This is a genomic window from Streptomyces sp. SID12501 (assembly GCF_010550245.1).
Taxonomy (GTDB): Bacteria; Actinomycetota; Actinomycetes; order Streptomycetales; family Streptomycetaceae; genus Streptomyces.
This window is the reverse complement of the sequence record NZ_JAAGLU010000016.1, coordinates 151,458-172,267: the sequence shown is the minus strand read 5'-3', so window position 1 is coordinate 172,267 and position 20,810 is coordinate 151,458. Positions and strand designations below refer to the sequence as shown.

The 20,810-nt window shown below is 71.6% G+C and carries 19 protein-coding genes and 2 pseudogenes; 9 read left to right on the top strand and 12 right to left on the bottom strand.

The genetic code is table 11. From position 1 onward, the window contains the following. Window positions 1–27: 27 nt before the first annotated feature. The 5 genes and pseudogenes from G3I71_RS20925 to G3I71_RS20905 all read left to right on the top strand — a co-directional run. On the top strand, window positions 28–1,896 hold the full coding sequence (locus G3I71_RS20925) for a glycoside hydrolase family 15 protein (RefSeq protein WP_239149258.1): 1,869 nt from the start codon (window positions 28–30) through the stop codon (window positions 1,894–1,896). Window positions 1,897–1,901: 5 nt separating this feature from the next. Continuing rightward, entirely contained in the window at window positions 1,902–2,657 is a 756-nt protein-coding gene (locus tag G3I71_RS20920; protein ID WP_164316345.1) for an SDR family oxidoreductase, read from the top strand. 147 nt (window positions 2,658–2,804) lie between these two features. Continuing rightward, window positions 2,805–4,811 carry an NAD-binding lipoprotein gene (locus G3I71_RS20915; protein WP_164316344.1) on the top strand — a complete coding sequence of 669 codons (2,007 nt, stop codon included), beginning with the start codon at window positions 2,805–2,807 and terminating at the stop codon, window positions 4,809–4,811. A 106-nt stretch (window positions 4,812–4,917) separates the two neighbouring features. Beyond that, window positions 4,918–5,712 (top strand): hypothetical protein, encoded by a 795-nt coding sequence (locus tag G3I71_RS20910; protein WP_203730872.1) that lies wholly within the window; start codon window positions 4,918–4,920, stop codon window positions 5,710–5,712. Beyond that, window positions 5,705–6,079: pseudogene (locus G3I71_RS20905) on the top strand (GntR family transcriptional regulator); the annotation flags it as partial. The gene G3I71_RS20910 and the pseudogene G3I71_RS20905, both read left to right, overlap by 8 nt. A 118-nt stretch (window positions 6,080–6,197) precedes the next feature. On the opposite strand, the pseudogene G3I71_RS20900 reads toward G3I71_RS20905, so the two are convergent. The 9 genes and pseudogenes from G3I71_RS20900 to G3I71_RS20860 all read right to left on the bottom strand — a co-directional run. Next, window positions 6,198–7,112: pseudogene (locus G3I71_RS20900) on the bottom strand (hypothetical protein); the annotation flags it as partial. A 50-nt stretch (window positions 7,113–7,162) separates the two neighbouring features. Beyond that, window positions 7,163–7,741: an alkaline shock response membrane anchor protein AmaP gene (gene amaP, locus G3I71_RS20895; RefSeq protein ID WP_164316341.1), complete on the bottom strand. Its 579-nt coding sequence runs from the start codon at window positions 7,739–7,741 to the stop codon at window positions 7,163–7,165. Window positions 7,742–7,747: 6 nt separating this feature from the next. Beyond that, a complete protein-coding gene (locus G3I71_RS20890) occupies window positions 7,748–8,449 on the bottom strand; it encodes a DUF6286 domain-containing protein (RefSeq protein ID WP_164316340.1) in 702 nt (233 codons plus the stop codon). After that, the gene (locus tag G3I71_RS20885) at window positions 8,446–8,859 is read right to left on the bottom strand and encodes an Asp23/Gls24 family envelope stress response protein (protein ID WP_164316339.1); all 414 of its coding nucleotides are present in this window, start codon (window positions 8,857–8,859) and stop codon (window positions 8,446–8,448) included. The genes G3I71_RS20890 and G3I71_RS20885 overlap by 4 nt, the downstream gene beginning before the upstream one ends. A gap of 6 nt (window positions 8,860–8,865) precedes the next feature. Next, window positions 8,866–9,051: a hypothetical protein gene (locus G3I71_RS20880; RefSeq protein ID WP_044472255.1), complete on the bottom strand. Its 186-nt coding sequence runs from the start codon at window positions 9,049–9,051 to the stop codon at window positions 8,866–8,868. Window positions 9,052–9,104: 53 nt separating this feature from the next. Next, window positions 9,105–9,605: an Asp23/Gls24 family envelope stress response protein gene (locus G3I71_RS20875; RefSeq protein ID WP_164316338.1), complete on the bottom strand. Its 501-nt coding sequence runs from the start codon at window positions 9,603–9,605 to the stop codon at window positions 9,105–9,107. A 216-nt stretch (window positions 9,606–9,821) separates the two neighbouring features. Then, on the bottom strand, window positions 9,822–10,643 hold the full coding sequence (locus tag G3I71_RS20870) for an enoyl-CoA hydratase/isomerase family protein (RefSeq protein WP_164316337.1): 822 nt from the start codon (window positions 10,641–10,643) through the stop codon (window positions 9,822–9,824). Between the two features lie 136 nt (window positions 10,644–10,779). Continuing rightward, window positions 10,780–11,001, bottom strand: coding sequence for a helix-turn-helix domain-containing protein (locus tag G3I71_RS20865; RefSeq protein WP_009337982.1), 222 nt, complete (start codon window positions 10,999–11,001; stop codon window positions 10,780–10,782). A gap of 375 nt (window positions 11,002–11,376) precedes the next feature. Continuing rightward, the gene (locus tag G3I71_RS20860) at window positions 11,377–12,975 is read right to left on the bottom strand and encodes an ABC-F family ATP-binding cassette domain-containing protein (protein WP_164316336.1); all 1,599 of its coding nucleotides are present in this window, start codon (window positions 12,973–12,975) and stop codon (window positions 11,377–11,379) included. A 199-nt stretch (window positions 12,976–13,174) separates the two neighbouring features. Here G3I71_RS20860 and G3I71_RS20855 point away from each other — a divergent pair, with 199 nt between their 5' ends. Beyond that, window positions 13,175–14,068, top strand: a complete 894-nt coding sequence (locus tag G3I71_RS20855; protein ID WP_164316335.1) for a neutral zinc metallopeptidase — start codon at window positions 13,175–13,177, stop codon at window positions 14,066–14,068. Window positions 14,069–14,215: 147 nt separating this feature from the next. Beyond that, the gene (locus G3I71_RS20850; protein ID WP_164316334.1) at window positions 14,216–14,629 is read left to right on the top strand and encodes a VOC family protein; all 414 of its coding nucleotides are present in this window, start codon (window positions 14,216–14,218) and stop codon (window positions 14,627–14,629) included. Between the two features lie 181 nt (window positions 14,630–14,810). Here G3I71_RS20850 and G3I71_RS20845 read toward each other — a convergent pair whose 3' ends face one another. From G3I71_RS20845 to G3I71_RS20835, 3 genes are all read right to left on the bottom strand, one after another. Further along, entirely contained in the window at window positions 14,811–16,223 is a 1,413-nt protein-coding gene (locus tag G3I71_RS20845) for a hypothetical protein (protein ID WP_164316333.1), read from the bottom strand. A gap of 235 nt (window positions 16,224–16,458) precedes the next feature. Then, complete coding sequence (locus tag G3I71_RS20840) at window positions 16,459–17,595, bottom strand: alpha/beta fold hydrolase (RefSeq protein ID WP_164316332.1); 1,137 nt, start codon at window positions 17,593–17,595, stop codon at window positions 16,459–16,461. A 93-nt stretch (window positions 17,596–17,688) separates the two neighbouring features. Then, window positions 17,689–18,411, bottom strand: a complete 723-nt coding sequence (locus G3I71_RS20835; RefSeq protein WP_164316331.1) for a class II aldolase/adducin family protein — start codon at window positions 18,409–18,411, stop codon at window positions 17,689–17,691. A gap of 197 nt (window positions 18,412–18,608) precedes the next feature. Between G3I71_RS20835 and G3I71_RS20830 the strand changes: the two genes are divergently transcribed. Beyond that, window positions 18,609–19,367, top strand: a complete 759-nt coding sequence (locus G3I71_RS20830) for a lysozyme (RefSeq protein WP_164316330.1) — start codon at window positions 18,609–18,611, stop codon at window positions 19,365–19,367. 144 nt (window positions 19,368–19,511) lie between these two features. Then, window positions 19,512–20,786, top strand: a complete 1,275-nt coding sequence (locus G3I71_RS20825) for an inorganic phosphate transporter (protein WP_164316329.1) — start codon at window positions 19,512–19,514, stop codon at window positions 20,784–20,786. The last annotated feature ends 24 nt before the right edge of the window (window positions 20,787–20,810 follow it).

The window sequence follows — 20,810 nt, the reverse complement described above, 5'->3', positions numbered from 1 at the left end:
GGCGTGTGACAGGACGATCTCGTCCGAATGCCGGGGCCCCACAGCGGGAACCTGCACGTCGTGCACCCCCATAAGAATGACCGTATCCCCGATATCGCGCGTATCCCTCGTATCCCTCGTATCGAGGACTACGCCCTCGTCGGTGACCACCAGACCGCCGCGCTCGTCGGCATGAACGGTTCCGTCGACTGGCTCTGTCTGCCCCGCTTCGACTCGGCCGCCTGTTTCGCCGCGCTGCTCGGCGACGAGCGCAACGGGCACTGGCGGATCGCCCCCGAGGGCGCCGACCGGTGTACCCGGCGCACTTACCGGCCCGGCACCCTCGTCCTCGACACCGAGTGGGAGACCGACGAGGGCGCGGTACGCGTCACCGACCTGATGCCCCAGCGCGACCGCTCCCCCGATCTCGTACGGATCGTCGAGGGCGTACGCGGCGAGGTGACCGTCCGCAGCACGCTGCGGCTGCGGTTCGACTACGGGTCGGTCGTGCCGTGGATGCGCCGGGTGAACGGGCACCGGGTGGCCGTCGCGGGGCCGGACGCGGTGTGGCTGCGCACCGACGAGGGGGTGCGCACCTGGGGCCGGGACTTCACCACGTACTCGGAGTTCACCGTCGCCGAGGGCGAGCGGGTCGCGTTCGTGCTGACCTGGCATCCCTCGCACGAGCCGCATCCGCCGTTCGTCGACCCGTACGAGGCGCTGGACACGACCGTCTCGGACTGGCAGGACTGGTCGGCGCGCTGTACGTACGACGGGCCGCACCGGGACACCGTCGTGCGCTCGCTGATCACCCTGAAGGCGCTGACGTACGCGCCGACCGGCGGGATCGTGGCCGCCCCCACCACCTCGCTCCCGGAGGAACTGGGCGGCGTACGCAACTGGGACTACCGCTACTGCTGGCTGCGCGACTCCACTCTCACCCTGAACGCACTGCTGTCGGCGGGCTACCACGAGGAGGCCGAGAGCTGGCGCGACTGGCTGCTGCGGGCGGTCGCGGGCGATCCGGCGGACCTCCAGATCATGTACGGGCTCGCCGGTGAACGCCGGCTGCCGGAGTTCGAGCTGGACTGGCTGCCCGGCTTCGCGGGCTCGGCTCCGGTGCGGATCGGCAACGCGGCCGTACGGCAGCTCCAGCTCGACGTGTACGGCGAGGTGATCGACTCGCTGGCGCTGGCCCGGCGTTCGGGGCTGCCGTCCAAGCCGCACATGTGGCGGGTGCAGGTCGCGCTGATGGAGTTCCTGCGGACGGCGTGGCGGCAGCCCGACGAGGGGCTGTGGGAGGTGCGCGGCCCGCGCCGCCACTTCGTGCACTCGAAGGTGATGGCCTGGGTGGCCGCCGACCGCGCGGTGCGTCAGCTCGAACTCAACCCGAAGCTCAGCGGCGGCGACCTCGACGGCTGGCGGGCCATGCGCGACGAGGTGCACCGGGAGGTGTGCGAACGCGGCTACGACCCGGAGCGGAACACGTTCACGCAGTTCTACGGCTCCCGCGAACTCGACGCCGCCGTGCTGCTCCTGCCCCGCGTCGGCTTCCTGCCCCCGGACGACCCGAGGATCGTCGGCACCATCGACGCCGTCAGGGACGAACTCGGGAACAACGGATTCGTACGCCGCTACAGCACGGACGGTCCCGTGGTCGACGGACTGCCCGGTGACGAGGGCGTGTTCCTGGCCTGCTCGTTCTGGCTGGCGGACGCCCTGCACATGATCGGCCGTACCAAGGAGGCACGCGCACTCTTCGAACGCCTGGTCGGTCTCACCAACGACGTGGGGCTGCTGGCGGAGGAGTACGACCCGGTCGCCGACCGCCAGCTCGGCAACTTCCCCCAGGCGTTCAGCCACATCGGCCTCGTCAACACAGCCCTCGCCCTGTACGGCGACGAGCGGGCAGGATAGGGACCATGGATCTTGGACTGAAGGACCGGGTGTACGTCGTCACCGGAGCCACCCGTGGGCTGGGCAACGCCGCCGCGCGCGAGCTCGTCGCCGACGGCGCGAAGGTGGTCATCACGGGGCGGGACGAGAAGACGGTCGCGGAGGCCGCGGCCGAACTGGGCCCGGGGGCGGTGGGCGTGGCCGCGGACAACTCCGACCCGGAGGTCGCGCAGCGGCTCGTCGCGGCGGCCCGCGAGCACTTCGGGCGCTTCAACGGCATCCTCATCAGCGTGGGCGGGCCGGCGCCCGGGTTCGTCGCCGACAACACGGACGAGCAGTGGCGGGCCGCGTTCGACTCGGTGTTCCTGGGCGCGGTACGGCTGGCCCGTACCGCGGTGACGGAGCTGGAGGCGGGCGGGGTCGTCGGGTTCGTGCTGTCCGGTTCGGTGCACGAACCGATTCCGGGGCTGACCATCTCCAACGGCCTGCGGCCGGGGCTCGCCGGGTTCGCCAAGTCCCTCGCGGACGAGGTGGGGCCGCGAGGGATCCGGGTGGTGGGGTTGCTGCCGGCGCGCATCGACACGGACCGCGTGCGCGAGCTGGACGGGTTGTCCGCGGACCCCGGGGCGACCCGGGTCGCCAACGAGTCGCGGATTCCGTTGCGGCGATATGGCAGGCCGGAGGAGTTCGGACGTACGGCGGCGTTCCTGCTGTCGCCTGCGGCGAGCTATCTGACGGGGGTCATGGTGCCTGTCGACGGGGGGATGCGCCACGGGTTCTGAGCTCCTTCTCCCCGGTCCGGCCTCGCCCAGGTTTCGGCCCGTGTCGCTGCCCGAAAGGATGAAGATCCCGGTGGAGCGGCGTGTCGCGGACGGTGGGACCGGCACGCTTCGACTTCCGGAGGCGGGCGCGGCGATCAGGGGGCTGATGTGGAACGGCGACAGGAACGACCCCCGTTACACCACCGGACGCGTTACCTGTTCGACAGGACACTGGCCCGCAGCACCGGAACCCTGCTCGGTTGGCTCGCCCTGTGCTGCCTGGCGATCGTCGTCCCCGTCAGCGCACTGCTGGTGTGGACGGACCCCGCCGCCCCGCACTCCCTGTCCGGCCGGCTCACCCAGGTATGGCGCACCAGCGCGGAGACCCTGCGTCTCGGCGCCGCGACCGGCGCACCCCTGCGCATGCTGCTGTCCGTACTGCTCGGCCTGATCGCCCTGCTGTGCGTGTCGACAGTCGTCGGTGTCGTCACCACCGGCCTGGGAGACCGGCTCACGGAACTGAGACGGGGCCGCTCCCGGATCCTGGAACACGACCACACCGTGGTCCTGGGCTGGTCCGACCAGATCTTCCCCCTGGTCGCCGAACTGATCGCCGCACGCCCGGTCGGCGTCCGGCATGTGATCACCATTCTCGCGGACCGGGACCCGGCCACCATGGAAACGGCCCTCACCACCACCCTGGGAGCCAGGGTCGGCGTCCGCCTGGAGTGCCGCACCGGATCACCGACCGACCCCGACGCCCTGGCCCTGGTCACCCCGGGCACGGCACGGACGGTGACAGTGCTGCCCGCCGAGGACACCGACGGCGACCTGACGGTCGTACGGACCCTCCTGGCACTGCGCACCCTGGTCCACGCCGAGAACGGCCCGCGCGTGGTGGCCGCCGTACGCGACGGACGCTATCTGCCGGCCGCGCGGCTCGCCGCCGGACCGCGTGGCACCGTCCTGGAGACCGACCGGACCACCGCGCGGCTGCTCCTCCAGTCCGCCGGGCACCCCGGGATGTCGTCGGTGCTGCGCGACCTCCTGGACTTCTCCGGAGCCGAGTTCCACGTGAGCGACATCCCGCAGGCACCGGGACTGTCCTTCGAGGACGTGGCACTGCGCCTCGAAACGTCCTGCGCCGTGGGACTCCTGCGGGCGGACGGCTCTGCGCTGCTCACTCCGGCGCCCGGGACCGTGCTGGAACCGGGGGACCGGCTGGTGACCGTCGCCCACGACGACAGCCCCGTCCCGCTCGCCGACTCGCGCGCGCGGGTCGACACCACCGCCATGGCACCACCCCGCCCACGGCCCGGCCCTCCCGCACGGCTGCTGCTCCTGGGATGGAACCGGCGCGCCCCGCTGATCGTGGACATCCTGCGCCGGACCGCCCGGCCGGGCTCCGTCCTCGACGTGGTCACCGCCGCGGACACCGGCCCCCCGACGGACTGGCCCCCCGGCCTCGAAGACCCCTCGCCGCTGCGCCTCGCACACCGAACCGGTGACCCGGCCGCCCCCGAGACCCTCGGCGGTCTCGACCTCCGCGTCTACGACAGTGTCATCGCCCTCGGAGCGGACCAGGAGACATGTCCCGAACGGTCCGACGACCGGACCCTGTTGAGCATGCTGACCCTGCGGTCCTGGGAGGAGAGAACACACCGGGTACTGCCCGTGGTGGCCGAGATGCGCGACCACCGCAGCCGGAGGGTCGCCCCGCTCGGCCGCGCGTCCGACGTCGTCCTGCGAGGAGAACTCACCGCCCTGCTGATGGCACAGATCGTGCACAGCCCCGAACTGGCCGCCGTGTTCGAGGAGATCTTCGCCGTGCGCGGCGGAGCACTCGCCCTGCGCACAGCCGACCACTACGTGCTGCCCGGCCTGGAAGCCTCCTTCGCGACCGTGGTCGCGGCAGCGCTGGGACGCGGCGAGTGCGCGATCGGCTACCGCGCCCACGACCCGCGCGCGCTCCTCCCCCACGACAGCGTCCAGTTGTGCCCCGCCAAGTCCCCGCGGCGCGTCTGGAGCGCCGAGGACGAGGTCCTGGTGCTGACAGCGGGTCGGGGCAGGCCCGACACCCCCGGCCTCAGCCGGTACGCGCTGCCCGGAATGCGAGCTGAACACGGGGAAGGGGACTCACCGCCGAGCGTGCCTCAGGCCGATGTCTCTCCTTGAGTACCTCTTCCCCTTGTTCATCTTGTATCGAGTATTTGACACAAGATCCCGGCCAGGGCATCTTGTACCCACTGCTTGATACAAGATGATCTGGGGGGATCTCCACATGCTCGACACCGTCCCGCTCCAGTCCCGGTTCCTCGACCACGCCGAGTACTACGCCCGCTGGTCCGGTCTGGCCATCGGCATCGTGGTCGCACAGCAGTTGATCGCGATGCACAGCGGCGACATCGCGATGCCCCTCGTGTTCGCCATCACGGCGTTCGGCCTGTGCGCGGTGGGCGGTGTCCTGCTCGGCGACGCCCTGACCCTGCGTCCCCAGGAAGCGGTACGCACCGCGAGTCTCGCCCCGCGTCTGGTCCGGGACCAAGTGCCGCCCCGTATGGCGCCTCTGCTTCTTCTGCAGGCGGCGTCCCTCGTCACCCTGCTGGTGATCGGTGCGGTCACGGCCTCTTCCGACGCCGACCGGACAGGCAGAGCGGGGCATGTCCTCACCGTCACCTGCGAAGGGCTGCGCACATCACTCGGCCCCTGGCCCGGCCTGTACTACAGCGGCCCGATGTTCGCCGCCCTCGCCGTCGGAACCCCCGTCTGCGTCTGGGCCCTGCGCCGTATCGCCCACGGACCGGGCGACGAGCAGCAGCGCCGCGACCGCGCGTGGGCGATCACCGGAGCCTGGGGGCTGCTGGTGTCGACCCAGGTGCTGCTCGTCGTAGTGATGATCTTCGTCGCGCTCACGGAGAAGACATGCGCCGGTCCGCTGGGCGCCGCCACCATAGTGGCGCTCTGCCCCCTGGGCCTTCTCGGCCTCTTCACCTTCGGATGGTCGCTGGTCACGGTGGTGGCGCCGCGGGCCGTCGACGACGAGGCGGCGGAAGACGGGGTCTTCGACGATGAGTGACCCCGCCGTCCGCGTCGACACCACCAGCCAGGTACCGCCGTACGAGCAGATCCGCGCCCAGCTGGCCGCGCTGATCCGTACCGGCCGGCTGGCCGAGGGTGAGCGCCTGCCGACCGTGCGCCAGCTCGCCGTCGACCTCGATCTGGCGCCGGGCACCGTGGCCCGCGCCTACCACGAGCTGGAGGCCGCCGGACTGATCCGTACCCGCCGTGGCGCGGGCACCCGGGTCGCGGCGCTCCCGTCCGAGCCGCACGCGCTCGATGCCAGCCGACTCGCCACTCTGACCCGTGATTTCACCTCCGCGGCGCGAGCGCTCGGCGCCGGCACCGAGGACATCCTGACCTCCGTTCGCGACGCCCTGGGCCCGGGGCCCGCCTCCTCGTCGGCCACCACCGGCAGCGGAGCAGGTGGCCCCAGGACCGCCGGCGTCGGCGCAGGTCACCGGAGCGGGGAACAGGCCTGATCAGCTCTGGAGGCGATCTCTGGCCGACCAGGCGGCGGCGCCACTCCAGAGGGGTGACGGTGATGGCCCGGTCGGGGTCGCGGTCCCAGTCGGCCTGGAGACCGGCCGCTGCCAGGGCGGCCACGACCTCGTGTCCGACGGCGGCGGTGGTCTCGGACGAGCCGTCGAAGCCTCCGTAGAGGAGCGTCAGTCCGTGGCCGGCCGCGGCTGAGTCCGTGCACTGGGAGTGGAAGTAGACGAAGCCACGGGCGTCGGTCCCGCCTTCGGCGCCGATCTCGGACCGGCCGCAGCTGCGACAGCAGGTGAAGTTCTCGCGGGCGGTGATTCCGGTCTCCTGGAGGGCGGTGAACGCGCGGGTGAGCCGTTCCGGATCGGTCTCGCCCTTCCATTCGGCCTGCTCCGCGACGCGCTCCAGCCACATCCGGTCGGCCAGTGCCGCCGCCTGCGCGCGCGACACGGGCCGACGGTCCGCGGTGACCAGGTGCTCCTCGGCCAGCTCCGCCAGTTCGGCACGGCCGGCGTAGCCGCCGACCAGCACCTCGCGAACGCGCTTCGCCAACTCCTCGCGCTCACCCTCGTCCAGGTCGAGCGGCGGCACCTCGGGAGTGAGGCCCATGTCCACCAGCGACCAGGCCGCATCCGTGATCCACCCAGCCCCTTGCCGGGCCCAGCCTGTCATCGCCTCGATCACGGCTTCGGTACCGTCGACCAGCACCTGGAAGTGCCGGTCGGCGGTACCGTCGCGGTGCTCCAGCGTGTAGTCCCCGCCGGCCTCGTGCCAGACCTGGGCGAAGACGTCGGGCAGGTCGGGTATCCGCTGGACCACCAGGAACCGGTCGCCGGCACCGCCGATTCGCCGCACCAGCCCGGCCAGCTCCTCCGCGGACACACGAACGTGCCGCTCCCCGGTCTCCGTCTTCACCACGATCTCGAGCATGCCCAGACTCTGACACGCCCCACTGACAGTGGACCTCCGGGAGCAGTGGCTCAGCTCACCCTTTCGGCCGAGTGCTTCGCGCCCCGCAGACTCACCTCTGTCGGCAGCGCCTTGAGGCCCGCCGAGTCGCGGGCGTTACCCAACGCCTCCGTCGTGAGGCGGATTACCGCCTCGCCCGGGGCCGCGTGTGGCTGCAGGAGGAGTTGGATTCGGGCCTCGGGGGCTGTGCGGCGGCCTGTCAGGGTGACATGGGCCCGTTGCACGCCCTCCAGGCGGGCTGCCTCTCCGGCGATCGCGTTCTCCATGGCCCGGCCTCGCAGCAGGGCGCCCTCGCCGTCGCCCGTGTCGACCAGGACCTCGGTGAGGCGGCGTCGGCGCAGTACCGCGGCCAGCCACCACAGGGACAGCAGAACCAGTGCAGCCAGGACGACGAGTACCGCCGGCCACCACCAGCCGGCGTCCCGGTAGTGGGTCCGTTCTGCGTTGCTCAGCAGTACGTCGTGACGGTCGTCGTGGATCCACCACGTCGGCCATCGGCTGCCCAGGCCCACGGCCAGTACCGAGCCGCCGATGACGATCAGGCCCAGGCCCGTGAGCCCCAGCAGTACGCGGTTGACGATGCGCTGCATCCGTCCTCACCCCTTCCGGCCGGGGCGGGCGACGTGCACCGACAGGGCCGGCGGCCGGGACAGGCCGAGGCTCCTGATCGCGTCGGCGAGCACGTCGTCCAGGTCGGCCCGTACGTCGTCGATTTCGCGGAAGTGGGAGACCGCGCGGATGTCGGCCCTGGTACGGGTCATCCGGACCCGGACCGACTGGACGCCGGACACCTCCACGGCCCGGTCGCGCAGCACCATCGCGGCGGCGGCCCGGTGCAGGCCGGCCCGGACGTCGGCGTGGGTGCGCCGCATCGGCAGAACGCCGCGCAGACCGGGTGTGACGGCGAGGACGAGCAGCCAGCCGCCGAGGAACACGGCGATGCCGGCGCCGACCAGGACCCAGGTGTCGTCGAGGGGGCGCTGCGCGAGCTGCCTTGCCAGTGACCTGCGCCAGCTCATGGCGGGGCGGTTGGCACGTACGGCGGTGATGTCGTAGAGGAAGGCGCCCGCGCCGAGCAGGAGCAGCAGCGCCAGGACGGCCGCGGGGACTCGGCGGGCCGACCAGAAGCGGCGGCCAGGGGCGTCGCCCGTGCCGCCGAGGGTGGGCAGGGGCTCGTGGACGGAGGCGTCCGAGGACCGCCCCGGTCCTGTGGTGTCGGTCTCCGCGTCGTTCGATTTCTCCAGTACTGGCAGTCGTCGGGTGTTCCCTGAGCCGTCGAAGCCCTGGGGCTCGCTCATCGCGTCCTCCCCTGTGCCTTCCCTGGTGCCGCACCGTGCGGCGATGCCAGGTGCAGCCGCTCGATCTCCACGGCGACCTCCGGCACATCCATTCCCGCCAGCCCGTGTACCCGCGAAGTGACCCGATCACGCACTGTCGCGCACTGGCCACCGATATCGGAGGGATAAGGGAGTTCGAGGCTCACGCGGATACGGGCCCTGCCACGGTGGACGACGACCGTGGCGTGCGGAGGGACCGCGTCCGGGGGCAGCTCGGCCAGCACCTCGCGGGCCGCCTGCGCGGCGATCTTCGCGACGACCCGGTCGGCGATCCGAGTGGCGCCGCGATCGCCCGGCGGCACGGCCGTCGGTGCCCTGCCGGGCGTACGGGTCGGTCCGGACCGCTCCTCACCGGACTGCTCCTCGGCCACGGGGCGTCAGCGCCGTCTGTCGTCGCGGGTGCGGAAGAAGTCGCCCAGGTCCAGGTCGCCCTCCAGGAACCGGCCGACGACGAAGCCGAGGGCGCCCAGGGCGGCCACCAGCAAAAACGCGCCGAAGCCGCCGAAGTACCCGGCGAATCCCAGCGCCATTCCGGCGATCATGCCGATCACGGCGATGCTCATGCTGCCCTGCCTTCCCGGTCCTCTTCCGGTCCCTTTCCGATGCCCCGAATCCGTCACTGCAGCCGCGGTTCGGGTTCTTCTTCCTCTTCCTCGGGCAGCTTGACGTCCGTCACCGCGATGTTGACCTCGACGACCTCCAGGCCGGTCATGCGCTCGACGGCGGCGATGACGTTCTCGCGCACGGCCCGGGCCACGTCGCCGATGGAGACGCCGTACTCGACGACGATCTCCAGGTCGAGGGCCGTCTGCACCTCACCGACCTCGGCCTTCACACCGCGACTGACGGACTTCGAGGCGCCGCCCGGCACCCGGTCGCGGACCACGCCGAAGGTCCGGGACAGGCCGCTGCCCATGGCGTGCACGCCGAGGACGTCACGGGCGGCGAGCCCGGCGATCTTCTCGACGACTCCGTCGGCGATCGTGGTGCGCCCCCGGCCGGCGGGGTCGCCGCCACCGCGTCTGGTGACGTTCGTCTTCCGGAGCGGGTCGGCCGGCGGGTCGTCGCCCTCGTTCTCGGGCTGCTCGGGCCGGTTCCGCCGGGTCATGTCGGTCATCGCCGTACATCCCTTTCGGTCGTCCTCCACGGCCCACAGTAGGCGGGGTCGGGCGAACCCGCGCCGGGGATGCGGCAGGCAGGCGATACAGGCGTCTGCGACCGCGCCAAGAACCGCCGCGCCGCTCGGTTCGAGCAGCGGACAGGTGCGCCACAGACGAAAACCAGGGGCCACCGCCCACGGCAGCGGCCCCTCATGGGCGTGTGCGGGCGGGGGTCAGTCGCCGACGCCCGCCAGATCCCGCAGCCGACGGGCCTGGGCGGCACGTTCGGCGGTGCGCTGTTCGTCGTACGTCCGGCCCTGGACGCCGCGCAGCAGCGCCTTCGTCTCGACGAGGGCGTCGCGGGGCGCGGCGAGCAGCGCGGCGAGCAGTTCGCGTACGGCGCCGTCGAGCTGCTCGGCGGGCACGGCGATGTTGGCGAGGCCCGTGTTCACGGCCTCCTCGGCCTGGACGAAGCGGCCGGTCGCGCAGATCTCCAGCGCGCGGGCGTAGCCGACCAGGCCGACGAGCGGATGGGTGCCCGTCAGGTCGGGGACGAGGCCCAGGCTTGTCTCGCGCATGGCGAACTGCACGTCGTCGGCGACGACGCGCAGGTCACAGGCGAGCGCGAGCTGGAAGCCCGCGCCGACGGCGTGCCCCTGGACGACGGCGATGGACACGAGGTCGCTGCGCCGCCACCAGGTGAAGCCCTCCTGGTACTCGGCGATGGTGCCGTCCAGGGTGGCGTCGTCGCTGCGCGCGAGGTCGATGAACGACGGCTCGCCGTCGAAGCCCTCGGGCGTGAACGCCTGTCGGTCGAGTCCGGCCGAGAAAGACTTGCCCTCGGCGCGCAGCACGACGACACGCACGGTGCCCGGCAGCAGTCGGCCCGCCTCGGCCAGCGCCCGCCACAGAGCGGGGCTCTGCGCGTTGCGCTTGGCCGGGTTGGACAGCGTCACCGTGGCGACCGCGTCGTCGACGGTGAGCCGTACGCCGTCCTTGTCGAGTACGGAAACTTCGGGACCTTGACCAACAACGTCCTGGTCGAACGAAGCCATGGGGCGCCTCCGATGAGTGCGGTCGGATCAGGTGCGTGCCCCTTGCGGGACGCACCTAAGTGACTGCACAGTAACCACCCGGCCGGTCAGCAGACCGACCGGGTGGTCACCATCGAAACCGACGAGTCGTCGGGGATCAGGCCGAAGTGGCCTTCTTGCCCCGTGTCGCCCCGCCCCGGCCACGGAGCGTGACGCCCGACTCGCTGAGCATCCGGTGTACGAAGCCATACGAGCGACCGGTTTCTTCGGCCAGCGCTCGAATGCTCGCACCGGAGTCGTACTTCTTCTTCAGGTCTGCCGCGAGCTTGTCGCGCGCGGCGCCGGTAACCCGGCTGCCCTTCTTCAGAGTCTCGGCCACCCGTGCCTCCTCGTGCGGAAGTGCGCTCTGGTCCTCTCATGATCACCCCTCAAGCGCCTCATGGCCACCCATTCGGCAAGGTCCGTGAGACAAGGTTTTGACGACAGGAGCACGTCCCCACAAGCGGAATCACTGATTCCGCACAGACTTGTCCGTACGGCCGAACGAGTTGTTCCGCGAAGTGCCTGGTCAGGAACGCGCGACGGCCGGGCCCTTGTCGATGAAGGGCCCGGCCGCGAAATGGATGTAGGACACACCTCGGTATGAGGAGATCTCACTCAGATGATGGATCACGGATCGGCCGAATGATCCAGAGGAAGTGGATCAGCGATTCGATCAAGCGACCGTGACCGTCGGCCGAGGCCGGACGATCGGTCAGGCGAGGGCCACCAGGTCCGCGTAGTCGGCTCCCCACAGGTCCTCGACGCCGTCCGGCAGCAGGATGATCCGCTCCGGCTGGAGCGCGTGTACGGCGCCCTCGTCGTGGGTGACGAGGACGACGGCGCCCTTGTACGTGCGCAGCGCGCCGAGGATCTCCTCGCGGCTGGCCGGGTCGAGGTTGTTCGTCGGCTCGTCGAGGAGGAGCACGTTCGCGGAGGAGACCACGAGGGTCGCGAGTGCGAGGCGGGTCTTCTCGCCGCCGGAGAGGACGCCGGCGGGCTTGTCGACGTCGTCGCCGGAGAACAGGAACGAGCCGAGCGTCTTGCGGACCTCGACCAGGTCGAGGTCGGGGTTGGCGGAGCGCATGTTCTCCAGGACCGAGCGCTCGGGGTCGAGGGTCTCGTGCTCCTGCGCGTAGTAGCCGAGCTTGAGGCCGTGGCCCTCGATGACCTCTCCGGTGTCGGGCTTCTCGGCGCCGCCGAGCAGGCGCAGGAGGGTCGTCTTGCCGGCGCCGTTCAGGCCGAGGATGACGACGCGGGAGCCCTTGTCGATGGCCAGGTCGACGTCGGTGAAGATCTCCAGGGAGCCGTACGACTTCGACAGACCCTCCGCCATGAGCGGGGTCTTGCCGCAGGGCGCGGGCTCCGGGAAGCGCAGCTTGGCGACCTTGTCGGAGACCCGTACCGCGTCGAGCCCGGCGAGCAGCCGGTCGGCACGCTTGGCCATGTTCTGCGCGGCGACCGTCTTGGTGGCCTTGGCGCGCATCTTGTCGGCCTGCGCGTTCAGCGCGGCGGCCTTCTTCTCGGCGTTCTGGCGCTCGCGCTTGCGGCGCTTCTCGTCGGCCTCGCGCTGCTGCTGGTAGAGCTTCCAGCCCATGTTGTAGACGTCGATCTGGGCCCGGTTGGCGTCCAGGTAGAACACCTTGTTGACGACCGTCTCGACCAGGTCGACGTCGTGGGAGATCACGATGAAGCCACCGCGGTAGGTCTTCAGGTAGTCGCGCAGCCAGACGATGGAGTCCGCGTCGAGGTGGTTGGTCGGCTCGTCGAGCAGCAGGGTGTCCGCGTCCGAGAACAGGATGCGGGCCAGCTCGATACGGCGGCGCTGACCACCGGAGAGCGTGTGCAGGGGCTGGCCGAGCACCCGGTCGGGCAGGTTGAGCGCGGCGGCGATGGTGGCCGCCTCGGCCTCCGCGGAGTAGCCGCCCTTGGTGAGGAACTCCGTCTCCTGGCGCTCGTACTGCCGCATGGCCTTCTCGCGCGTGGCGCCCGAGCCGTTGGCGATGCGCTGCTCGTTCTCGCGCATCTTGCGGATCAGGGTGTCCAGGCCGCGCGCGGAGAGGATACGGTCGCTCGCCAGCACGTCCAGGTCGCCGGTGCGGGGGTCCTGGGGGAGGTAGCCGACCTCGCCGGAGCGGGCGATCTGGCCCGCCGCGGGGATGGCCTCGCCCGCGAGGACCTTGGTGAGAGTCGTCTTGCCGGCGCCGTTGCGGCCGACCAGGCCGATGCGGTCGCCCTTGGTGATGCGGAAGGTGGCGGACTCGATGAGGACACGTGCGCCGGCGCGCAGCTCGATACCGGAAGCGGAGATCACGGACAGACTCCAGGGCGGGGTTGTTGGCGGGGTGGGCGGCTGAGGACTTTCCCGCCGTCTAATGCGCGAGGAGACAGGCCATGGGGCAAGTCTAACGGGGTCGTGCAAGCACTTTCTCTGCGTGCAGGTGTTCGGGACGGGTCCCCCGTTCGGACCTCCGTCCGACACCGCAGCTCAGGCCGCGTATCAGGATGACGCCATGCAGTTCGACGACGACGCCGATCTCGACACCTCCGAGGTGCAGGACGTACGCGGCAGCCGGGTCCCGGGTGGCAGGGCGACCGTCGGGGGTGGCATCGGCGCCCTGCTCGCGCTCCTTCTGGGGCTGTTCTTCGGTGTCGGCCCGGACCAGCTGGGCCTGTCCTCCGGCGGCGACGGGCCCACGGCGACCGCATCCTCCCTCGCGCAGGTGCAGCAGACCTGCCGGACCGGCCGGGACGCGAACACCAAGGACGACTGCCGCATCGTGGCGGTGGTCAACAGCGTCCAGGACTTCTGGAACGCGGAATTCACCCGTGGTGGCCGGGGCGCGTACACGCGGTCTCCTACCGTGGTCTTCAGCGAGCGGGTGGCCACCGCGTGCGGCACGGCGACCTCTGCGGTGGGCCCGTTCTACTGTCCCGGCGACCGCAAGGTCTATCTCGATCTGGGCTTCTTCGACGAGCTGCGGACGACGTTCGGCGCCGACGGCGGCCCGTTCGCACAGGCGTACGTGGTGGCGCATGAGTACGGGCACCACGTCCAGGACCTCATGGGCACCCTGGGCAGGTCCCAGGACGGCCGTACGGGCGCGAACAGCAACGCGGTACGGGTGGAGCTCCAGGCCGACTGCTACGCGGGCGTGTGGGCCAACCACGCGACCACGACGAACGACGGGTCGACGGGCCGCCCGCTGATCACCAGCCTCACGGACGCCGACATCCGGGACGGTCTGGACGCGGCGGCGGCCGTGGGCGACGACCGCATCCAGGAGCGCTTCCAGGGCCGGGTGACACCGGAGACATGGACGCACGGCTCGGCGAAGCAGCGCCGGCAGTGGTTCCACGAGGGGTACCGCACCGGGGACACGGCCCGCTGCGACACGTTCCGCTGAGCGGGGCGACGGAACGGGGCGGGCGCGGGGCTGCTTTCCAGGGCGTTGTCAGTGGCCGGTGCAAGACTGGGCGCAGGCCATTTTTTCCGGTTTCCGGTTGTCCGGTCTCCGGTTGTCCGACAGCGGGACCCAGGGAGTGTGATGGGCATGGCAGGCACGGGCGGCGGGCGTCCCAGCGTCTACCCGACACTGGTGTACGCGGACGCGAAGGCGGCGATCCGGCAGCTCACGGAGGCTTTCGGCTTCACCGAGGCGTCGGTGTACGAGGGGGAGGACGGCTCGGTGCTGCACGCCGAGCTGGTGCAGGGCAACGGCGCGGTGATGCTCGGCTCGAAGGGCCGCGGCGGCGTCTTCGACACGGCGATGAAGGACGCGGGCCCGTGCGGGGTGTACGTCGTCGTGGACGACGTCGACGCACACCACCTGCAGGCCGTGGAGCACGGCGCGGACATCCTGATGCCCCCGACGGACCAGGAATACGGCTCGCGCGACTACATGGCACGCGACATCGAGGGCAACATCTGGAGCTTCGGTACGTACGCGCCGGAGATACAGGCCTGACCCCGTCCTCCCCCAGGGCAGCCCGAGGCCGCCGTGCGGTACGACTGCGCGGCCTCGGTGGAAGCCGGGCGCGCCACCGCGGCCCGCGAGGGCGGGCGACTGCGGCGGTGCGGCTCCGCCGCGTGGGCGCGGCCGGGCCACACCGGCCCGCGACAGTCCAACCGCACGGCCGGCGGAGCCTTCAGCTGCCTCCGGTGTGCACCTGGAAGGCGGCGCGGCGTACGGCCTTGGCGAGGGCCGGGTCGGGGTGGCCGGCGGCGAGGGCGACCAGGACCTGGACGGTGCGGGGGTGGCCGACCGCGCGCACCTCGTCGAGGAGCGCGGGGATGGTCGGCTGCACCGCGGACTCCAGATGCCGCACGAGCAGCGGCGCCTCGCCGTGGTCGGCGACGGCCGCGGCGGTGTCGACCCACATCCAGGTGGCCTCCTCGCGGGTGAGCACCTCGTAGGCGTCCTCAGGGTCGATCCCGTCGTGCTCGGCCAGCCACAGCAGGGCGTACGGCCGCAGCGGGGTCTTCTCCGTCACGGCGCGCACGTCGGGCTCGGCGGGGCCGCCGACCACGCGCAGCGCCTCGAAGGCGAGACCGCGCAGCAGGGCGTCCTCACCGCGGGCGGCGTCGAGGAGCTCGGCGACGGCGCTGCCGACGGGGCGGGCGGCGAGCCAGGCCCGGTACTCGGCGCGGGCCGCGTTGGGGCGCAGCTGGGAGCAGCCGCGCAGCATGTCCTCGGCGTTCTGCTCGATGTTGCCGGCCGGGCTCTGCGCGGCGACGCAGATCTGCTCCAGCTTGACCCACACCGCCCAGCTGCCGAGCGGGGTGAGCGTGGCCTGGCCGTCGCCGTAGGTGAGGGCGCCGACGGAGGCCAGGGCGTGCAGGGCCCAGTCGAGGAGGGGGGCGAGCGGGGTGTCCTCGACGGGGGGCGCCTCCGGCTGCTGCGCCACCGGCTCGGGCTGGGGGCCGTAGGGGATCTCGCAGCGTTCGGTGCGCAGTTCCGTGACCCGCTGCTCCAGGAGGTCCAGGAGCTGTTCCATGGGGACGGGTCCCGCGGACAGCTGGAGGAAGGAGAGCACCTGGGGCATCGCGGAGACGACCTCGGCGACGGCGGCGGGCTCGTGGTCCGCCTCCTCGGGGTGGGCGATCGACCAGGCGTCGAAGAGCGCGACCCAGCCGCGCAGTACGGCGCTGTCGTCGCGGTTCCAGGCGCGCAGGCGCCAGCCGGGGCGCGCGATGTCACCGTGCACCTCGACGAGTCCGGCGAGTCGGGCGGTGTCCCAGTCGTGGCGGACCTGATCCGAGGTCAGCCCCAGTTCGGAGGCGGCCCGTTCGGCGGTGGCGTGGGACAGGGTGCCCCTGCCGTCGGAGGACCCGCCGTCGTGGCCGGGCCGCAGGGAGGGGTCGGCCCAGCGGGCCACGCGGGCCGCGCCGGCCAGACCGGAGCGGGCCATTCTGGCCAGTTCCGCCGGGGCCGGTGTGCCCTCGGGCGGACGCGGGGCGGGGCGGCGCGAGCGCCGCTGGTTCATCGCTCGTGGGGCGGCGGCCAGGGGTCGCGGGCGGACAAGTCGAAGCCTGGAGTCGCGCGGGATACGGGACGTCACGGGTGCAGTCTTCCGGTTGACGGTCCGAAAACCCAAACGGAATGGCACGGCGGGCCACAGGGCCGGCCGGAGGAGGGGGTTCGGGCGGGGGTCCAAGGGGGTGTTCAAGCCAGTGGTCCAGGCTTGAACGGAAGGGAGCGTGTAGTGCGGCGGCGCGTGGGCAGAGGGCTGCGGACCTGGCGTTTCGCGGCGCGGGAGACGGTTGGGACCGCCGACGGCGGGGCGGCCGGGGTGCCTACATCAGCGGGGTCAGGAAGCGGCGCAGGGTTTCCTCGTACGCCGCCGGGTCGGCGTTCCACATCGCGCCGTGCGGGGCGTCCTGGACCTGGTGCAGGGTGATCAGGTCGGGCCGGCGGGCCGCGAGACGGCGGGAGGGGCCCCACGGTGCGATCGTGTCGGCGGGGCCGTGGAGGATCAGGGCCGGGACGGTGAGGCGGGCGGGGTCGGCGGCATGGGCGGCGGGTCCCTCGGGGCCACCGTGCAGACCGGTGCGGCCCTGGGCGGCACGCACGGCCAGCGGGAGCAGCGCGCCCGGGGTGCGGCGGGCCGTGGCGAGGGCGCGCAGGGTGGTCTCCCAGCTGAGCACCGGCGAGTCCAGGACCAGCCCGGAGACCCGGTCGCGCAGCGCGGAGCGGGCGGCGGCCCGCAGTGCCATGGTGGCGCCGGTGGACCAGCCGTACAGGACGACATGCTCGGCGCCGTGGCTCAGGGCGTACCTGATCGCCGCGTCGAGGTCGCGCCACTCTGTCTCGCCGAGGTGACCGAGGCCGTCCTGGGGCCGGGGCGCGCCGGGATCGCCCCGGTAGGCGAGATCGAGGACCGGGAACCGCTGGCGGTGCAGGAACGGCAGGACGTTCAGGGGGTGCTCGCGGGTGGCGCCGAGTCCGTGCACGGTGATCACCCAGGTGCTGCGGGCCCCGGGCACGAACCAGGCGGGCAGGGCGCCGAGTTCGCCGGGGATCTCGATGTCGAGGTGGTCGAGCCCGAGAGCGGTGCCGGGATCGCCGACGTGCACGTTCGGGGTGAGCCAGACCTTGTCGCGGGGTTCGAGGGTGCCGTGGGTGACCCGTTCGAGGCGGCGTACGACGGTGTCGGCGGAGTGGGCCGCGTGGTCCAGGACGGGACCGACGACGGCATGGGTCCTGTCACCGGCGAGGCCGTAGGTGCCGGGGCGCCGGGAGGCCAGGGCGCGGGTGAGCACGACCCGGCCGGCGGCGGTGGAGTGCACGGTGAGCCGGGGTTCGGCGGGCAGGGGCCTGCCCGGGGGCACCTTGAGGGCGGCGTCGCTGGCGTAGCGGCCGGCGGCGACACTGGCGGCGCCTGCTGCCAGGGCTGCGGTGACGGCAGCGGCCGTCGCGGTGACTGGGCGCACGCACCCAGTCTCGGTGCGGAGCGCTCCGACGGCCAGTGGGAGAAGCCAGAAGAAGGGAGTGGGAGTGAGGCCTCTCCCCTCCCACTACGCCCACTACCCCCGCTGCCCGTACCCCTTGAGCCGTTCCGCCGCCTCTCCCACCTGTTCCTCCGACAGGAGTGTCGGGGACAGTCCGGGCAGGGAGGACGCCGTCAGCCAGACGCGGCACATCCACTCCAGCTGGGCGGTGCGGTCGTACGCCTGGTCGAGGGTGGCACCGTGGGCGAGCGTGCCGTGGTTCTGGAGGAGGCAGGCGGCGCGGTCGGCCAGGGCCCGGAGCACGTTCTCGGCCAACTCCTCCGTGCCGTATGTCGCATACGGGGCGACTCGGACGGGGCCGCCGAGGTCGCCCGCCATGTAGTGGATCAGCGGCAGCTCCCGCACGAGCGTCGAGACGGCGGTCGCGTGGACGGCGTGGGTGTGCACGATCGCGCGGGCGTCCGTGGCGCGGTAGACGGCGAGGTGCATGGGCAGTTCGCTCGTCGGGGTCAGGGTGCCGAGGATCTGGCGGCCGGTCAGGTCGACGCCGACGATGTCGCCGGGGGTGAGCCGCTTGTACGGAACGCCGGACGGGGTGACCAGGACGGTGTCCCCGACACGCACGGAGACGTTGCCGGAGGTCCCGACCACCAGGCCGTCGGCCACCGTGCGGCGGGCCGTCGCGACGAGCCCGGCCCAGGCTCGCGCCGTCTCGTCGGACACGACGCGTCCCTCCGCCGTACCCGCCCCCCGCACGTCGTTCCCCACGTCACTTCCGTCCCGTCGCTGCTCGGCCATGCCCCGATCCTGCCAGGCACGGTCCCGGGCCGACGCCGGGCGAGGGCACTGTAGGGGGGAACTCCGGGGACCATAAGGGCGCGTAAGCGCGTACATCGGCGCGTGTGCGCGTTTTGGCCGAGTAACACAGGAAATCGGTTGATCTTCAAGTAGCCTCCTGGAGATTTGTCACGCACACAGCCATTCCGGGGGGACACATGGCCCGTGATCACCGACCCTTGCGCCAGCACTTCCGCCGCCGCTCCCTCGCCCTCGCGGCCACCGCGGCGGCGATCACCATCGGCGGGACCGTCGTGACGGAGGTTCCGGTCTCGGCGGCGGGTGAGCCGAAGGGGCACGACGTCTCGTCGCACCAGAAGGACGTCGACTGGCAGTCCGCGAAGGCGAAGGGCGCCACGTTCGTATACATCAAGGCGACCGAGTCCCACACCTACCGCAGTCCGTACTTCGGCCGGCAGTACGACGGTTCACGCGCCGCCGGCCTGATCCGCGGCGCCTACCACTTCGCTCTGCCTGACAAGTCGTCCGGCATCACCCAGGCCCGGTACTTCGTGCGCAACGGCGGGGCCTGGCGAGCGGACGGCTGGACGCTGCCACCCGCGCTCGACGTCGAGTACAACCCGTACGGCAAGAACAAGTGCTATGGCCTCGGCAAGGCGGAGATGGCCGGTTGGATCACGGCCTTCAGCAACGAGGTCGACCGGCTCACCGGCCGCCGTCCGGTCATCTACACGACCGCCCACTGGTGGAACACCTGCACGAACAGCAGCAGTTCCTTCACCTCGAAGCACGCGCTGTGGCTGGCCCGCTACGACGCGTCCGACGCGGGGGCGCTGCCGTCCGGTGGCTGGAAGTCCTGGACGTTCTGGCAGTACGACAACAGCGGCTCCCTGCCGGGTGACCAGAACCTCTTCAACGGGTCGTCGGCCCAGCTCAAACGGTTCGCGAAGGGGTGACGAGGGCGGGCGCCGCTCGTCCCGCAGCCCCGGAGGAACGGCGCCCCGTTTCCGGCCACCCGGCATCCCCCACCAGTTCACCTTCCGTTCATCCAGGTTACCTACGGTCCAAGAGCCAATACCGTACGGAAGAAATCTGGGTAAATGGAAAGCTTCTCGCTGATCCTCGCGATCGTGGTCGTCACCGCGCTTGCGTTCGATTTCACGAACGGTTTCCACGACACCGCCAACGCGATGGCCACCACCATCTCGACCGGTGCGCTCAAACCCAAGGTCGCGGTCGCCATGTCGGCCGTGCTCAACCTCGTGGGCGCCTTCCTTTCCGTCGAGGTCGCCAACACGATCTCCAAGGGCCTCGTGGACGAGAGCGGTATCCGTCCCGAGGTGATCTTCGCCGCGCTGGTCGGGGCGATCCTCTGGAACCTGCTGACCTGGCTGGTCGGGCTGCCGTCCAGTTCCTCGCACGCCCTGATGGGCGGCCTGATCGGCGCGACCATCGCCTCGGCGGGCACGGGCGCCGTCCATGGCGACGTGCTGGTGACGAAGGTACTGATCCCCGCGATCGCCGCCCCGCTGGTGGCGGGCATGGCGGCCATGCTGGCCACCCGGCTGTCGTACACGCTCAGCGCCGAGCGGGCCGAGGGCAAGGCGGCGGAGAAGGGCTTCCGGGTCGGCCAGATCGCCTCCGCGGGCCTGGTGTCGCTGGCCCACGGCACGAACGACGCGCAGAAGACGATGGGCATCATCACCCTCGCCCTGGTCGCCGGCGGCGCCGTCTCCCCCGACTCCGACCCCCCGGTGTGGGTCATCCTCTCCGCGGGCATGGCCATCGCGCTCGGCACCTACCTGGGCGGCTGGCGCATCATCCGTACGATGGGCAAGGGCCTGACCGACCTTCAGCCGCAGCAGGGCTTCGCCGCCCAGACCAGCGCGGCGACGGTCATCCTGGCCTCCTCACACCTCGGCTTCTCCCTCTCCACCACGCACTCGGTGTCGGGCTCGGTGATGGGCGCGGGCCTCGGCCGCAAGGGCGGCGTGGTCCGCTGGTCGACGGCGACCCGGATGTTCGTGGCCTGGGGGCTGACGCTGCCCGCGGCGGCTCTCGTCGGCGCGCTGGCGGAGTACGTCACCGGCTTCGGCGACTGGGGCACGGCTCTGGTGGCCGTCTTCCTCATCGCGTCGAGCGCGGCGATCTGGGTCGTGTCGCGCCGCGAGGTGATCGACCACACGAACGTCAACCACGTCGAGGGCGAGACCGCCGAGTCCGGTGAGAACGCCGAGCCCGCGGGCGTCGTCACGACGGCCATCGCCGCTGTGACCCCGCCGCCGGTGGGCACCGTCTCCGTCACCGAGGACCTGACGGCGACCATCCCGTCCCCGGCCGAGGTCACGGCGAAGCCGTCGGCCACGGCCCTCTGAGTCCGGCTTCCGGTCCCAGGGCCT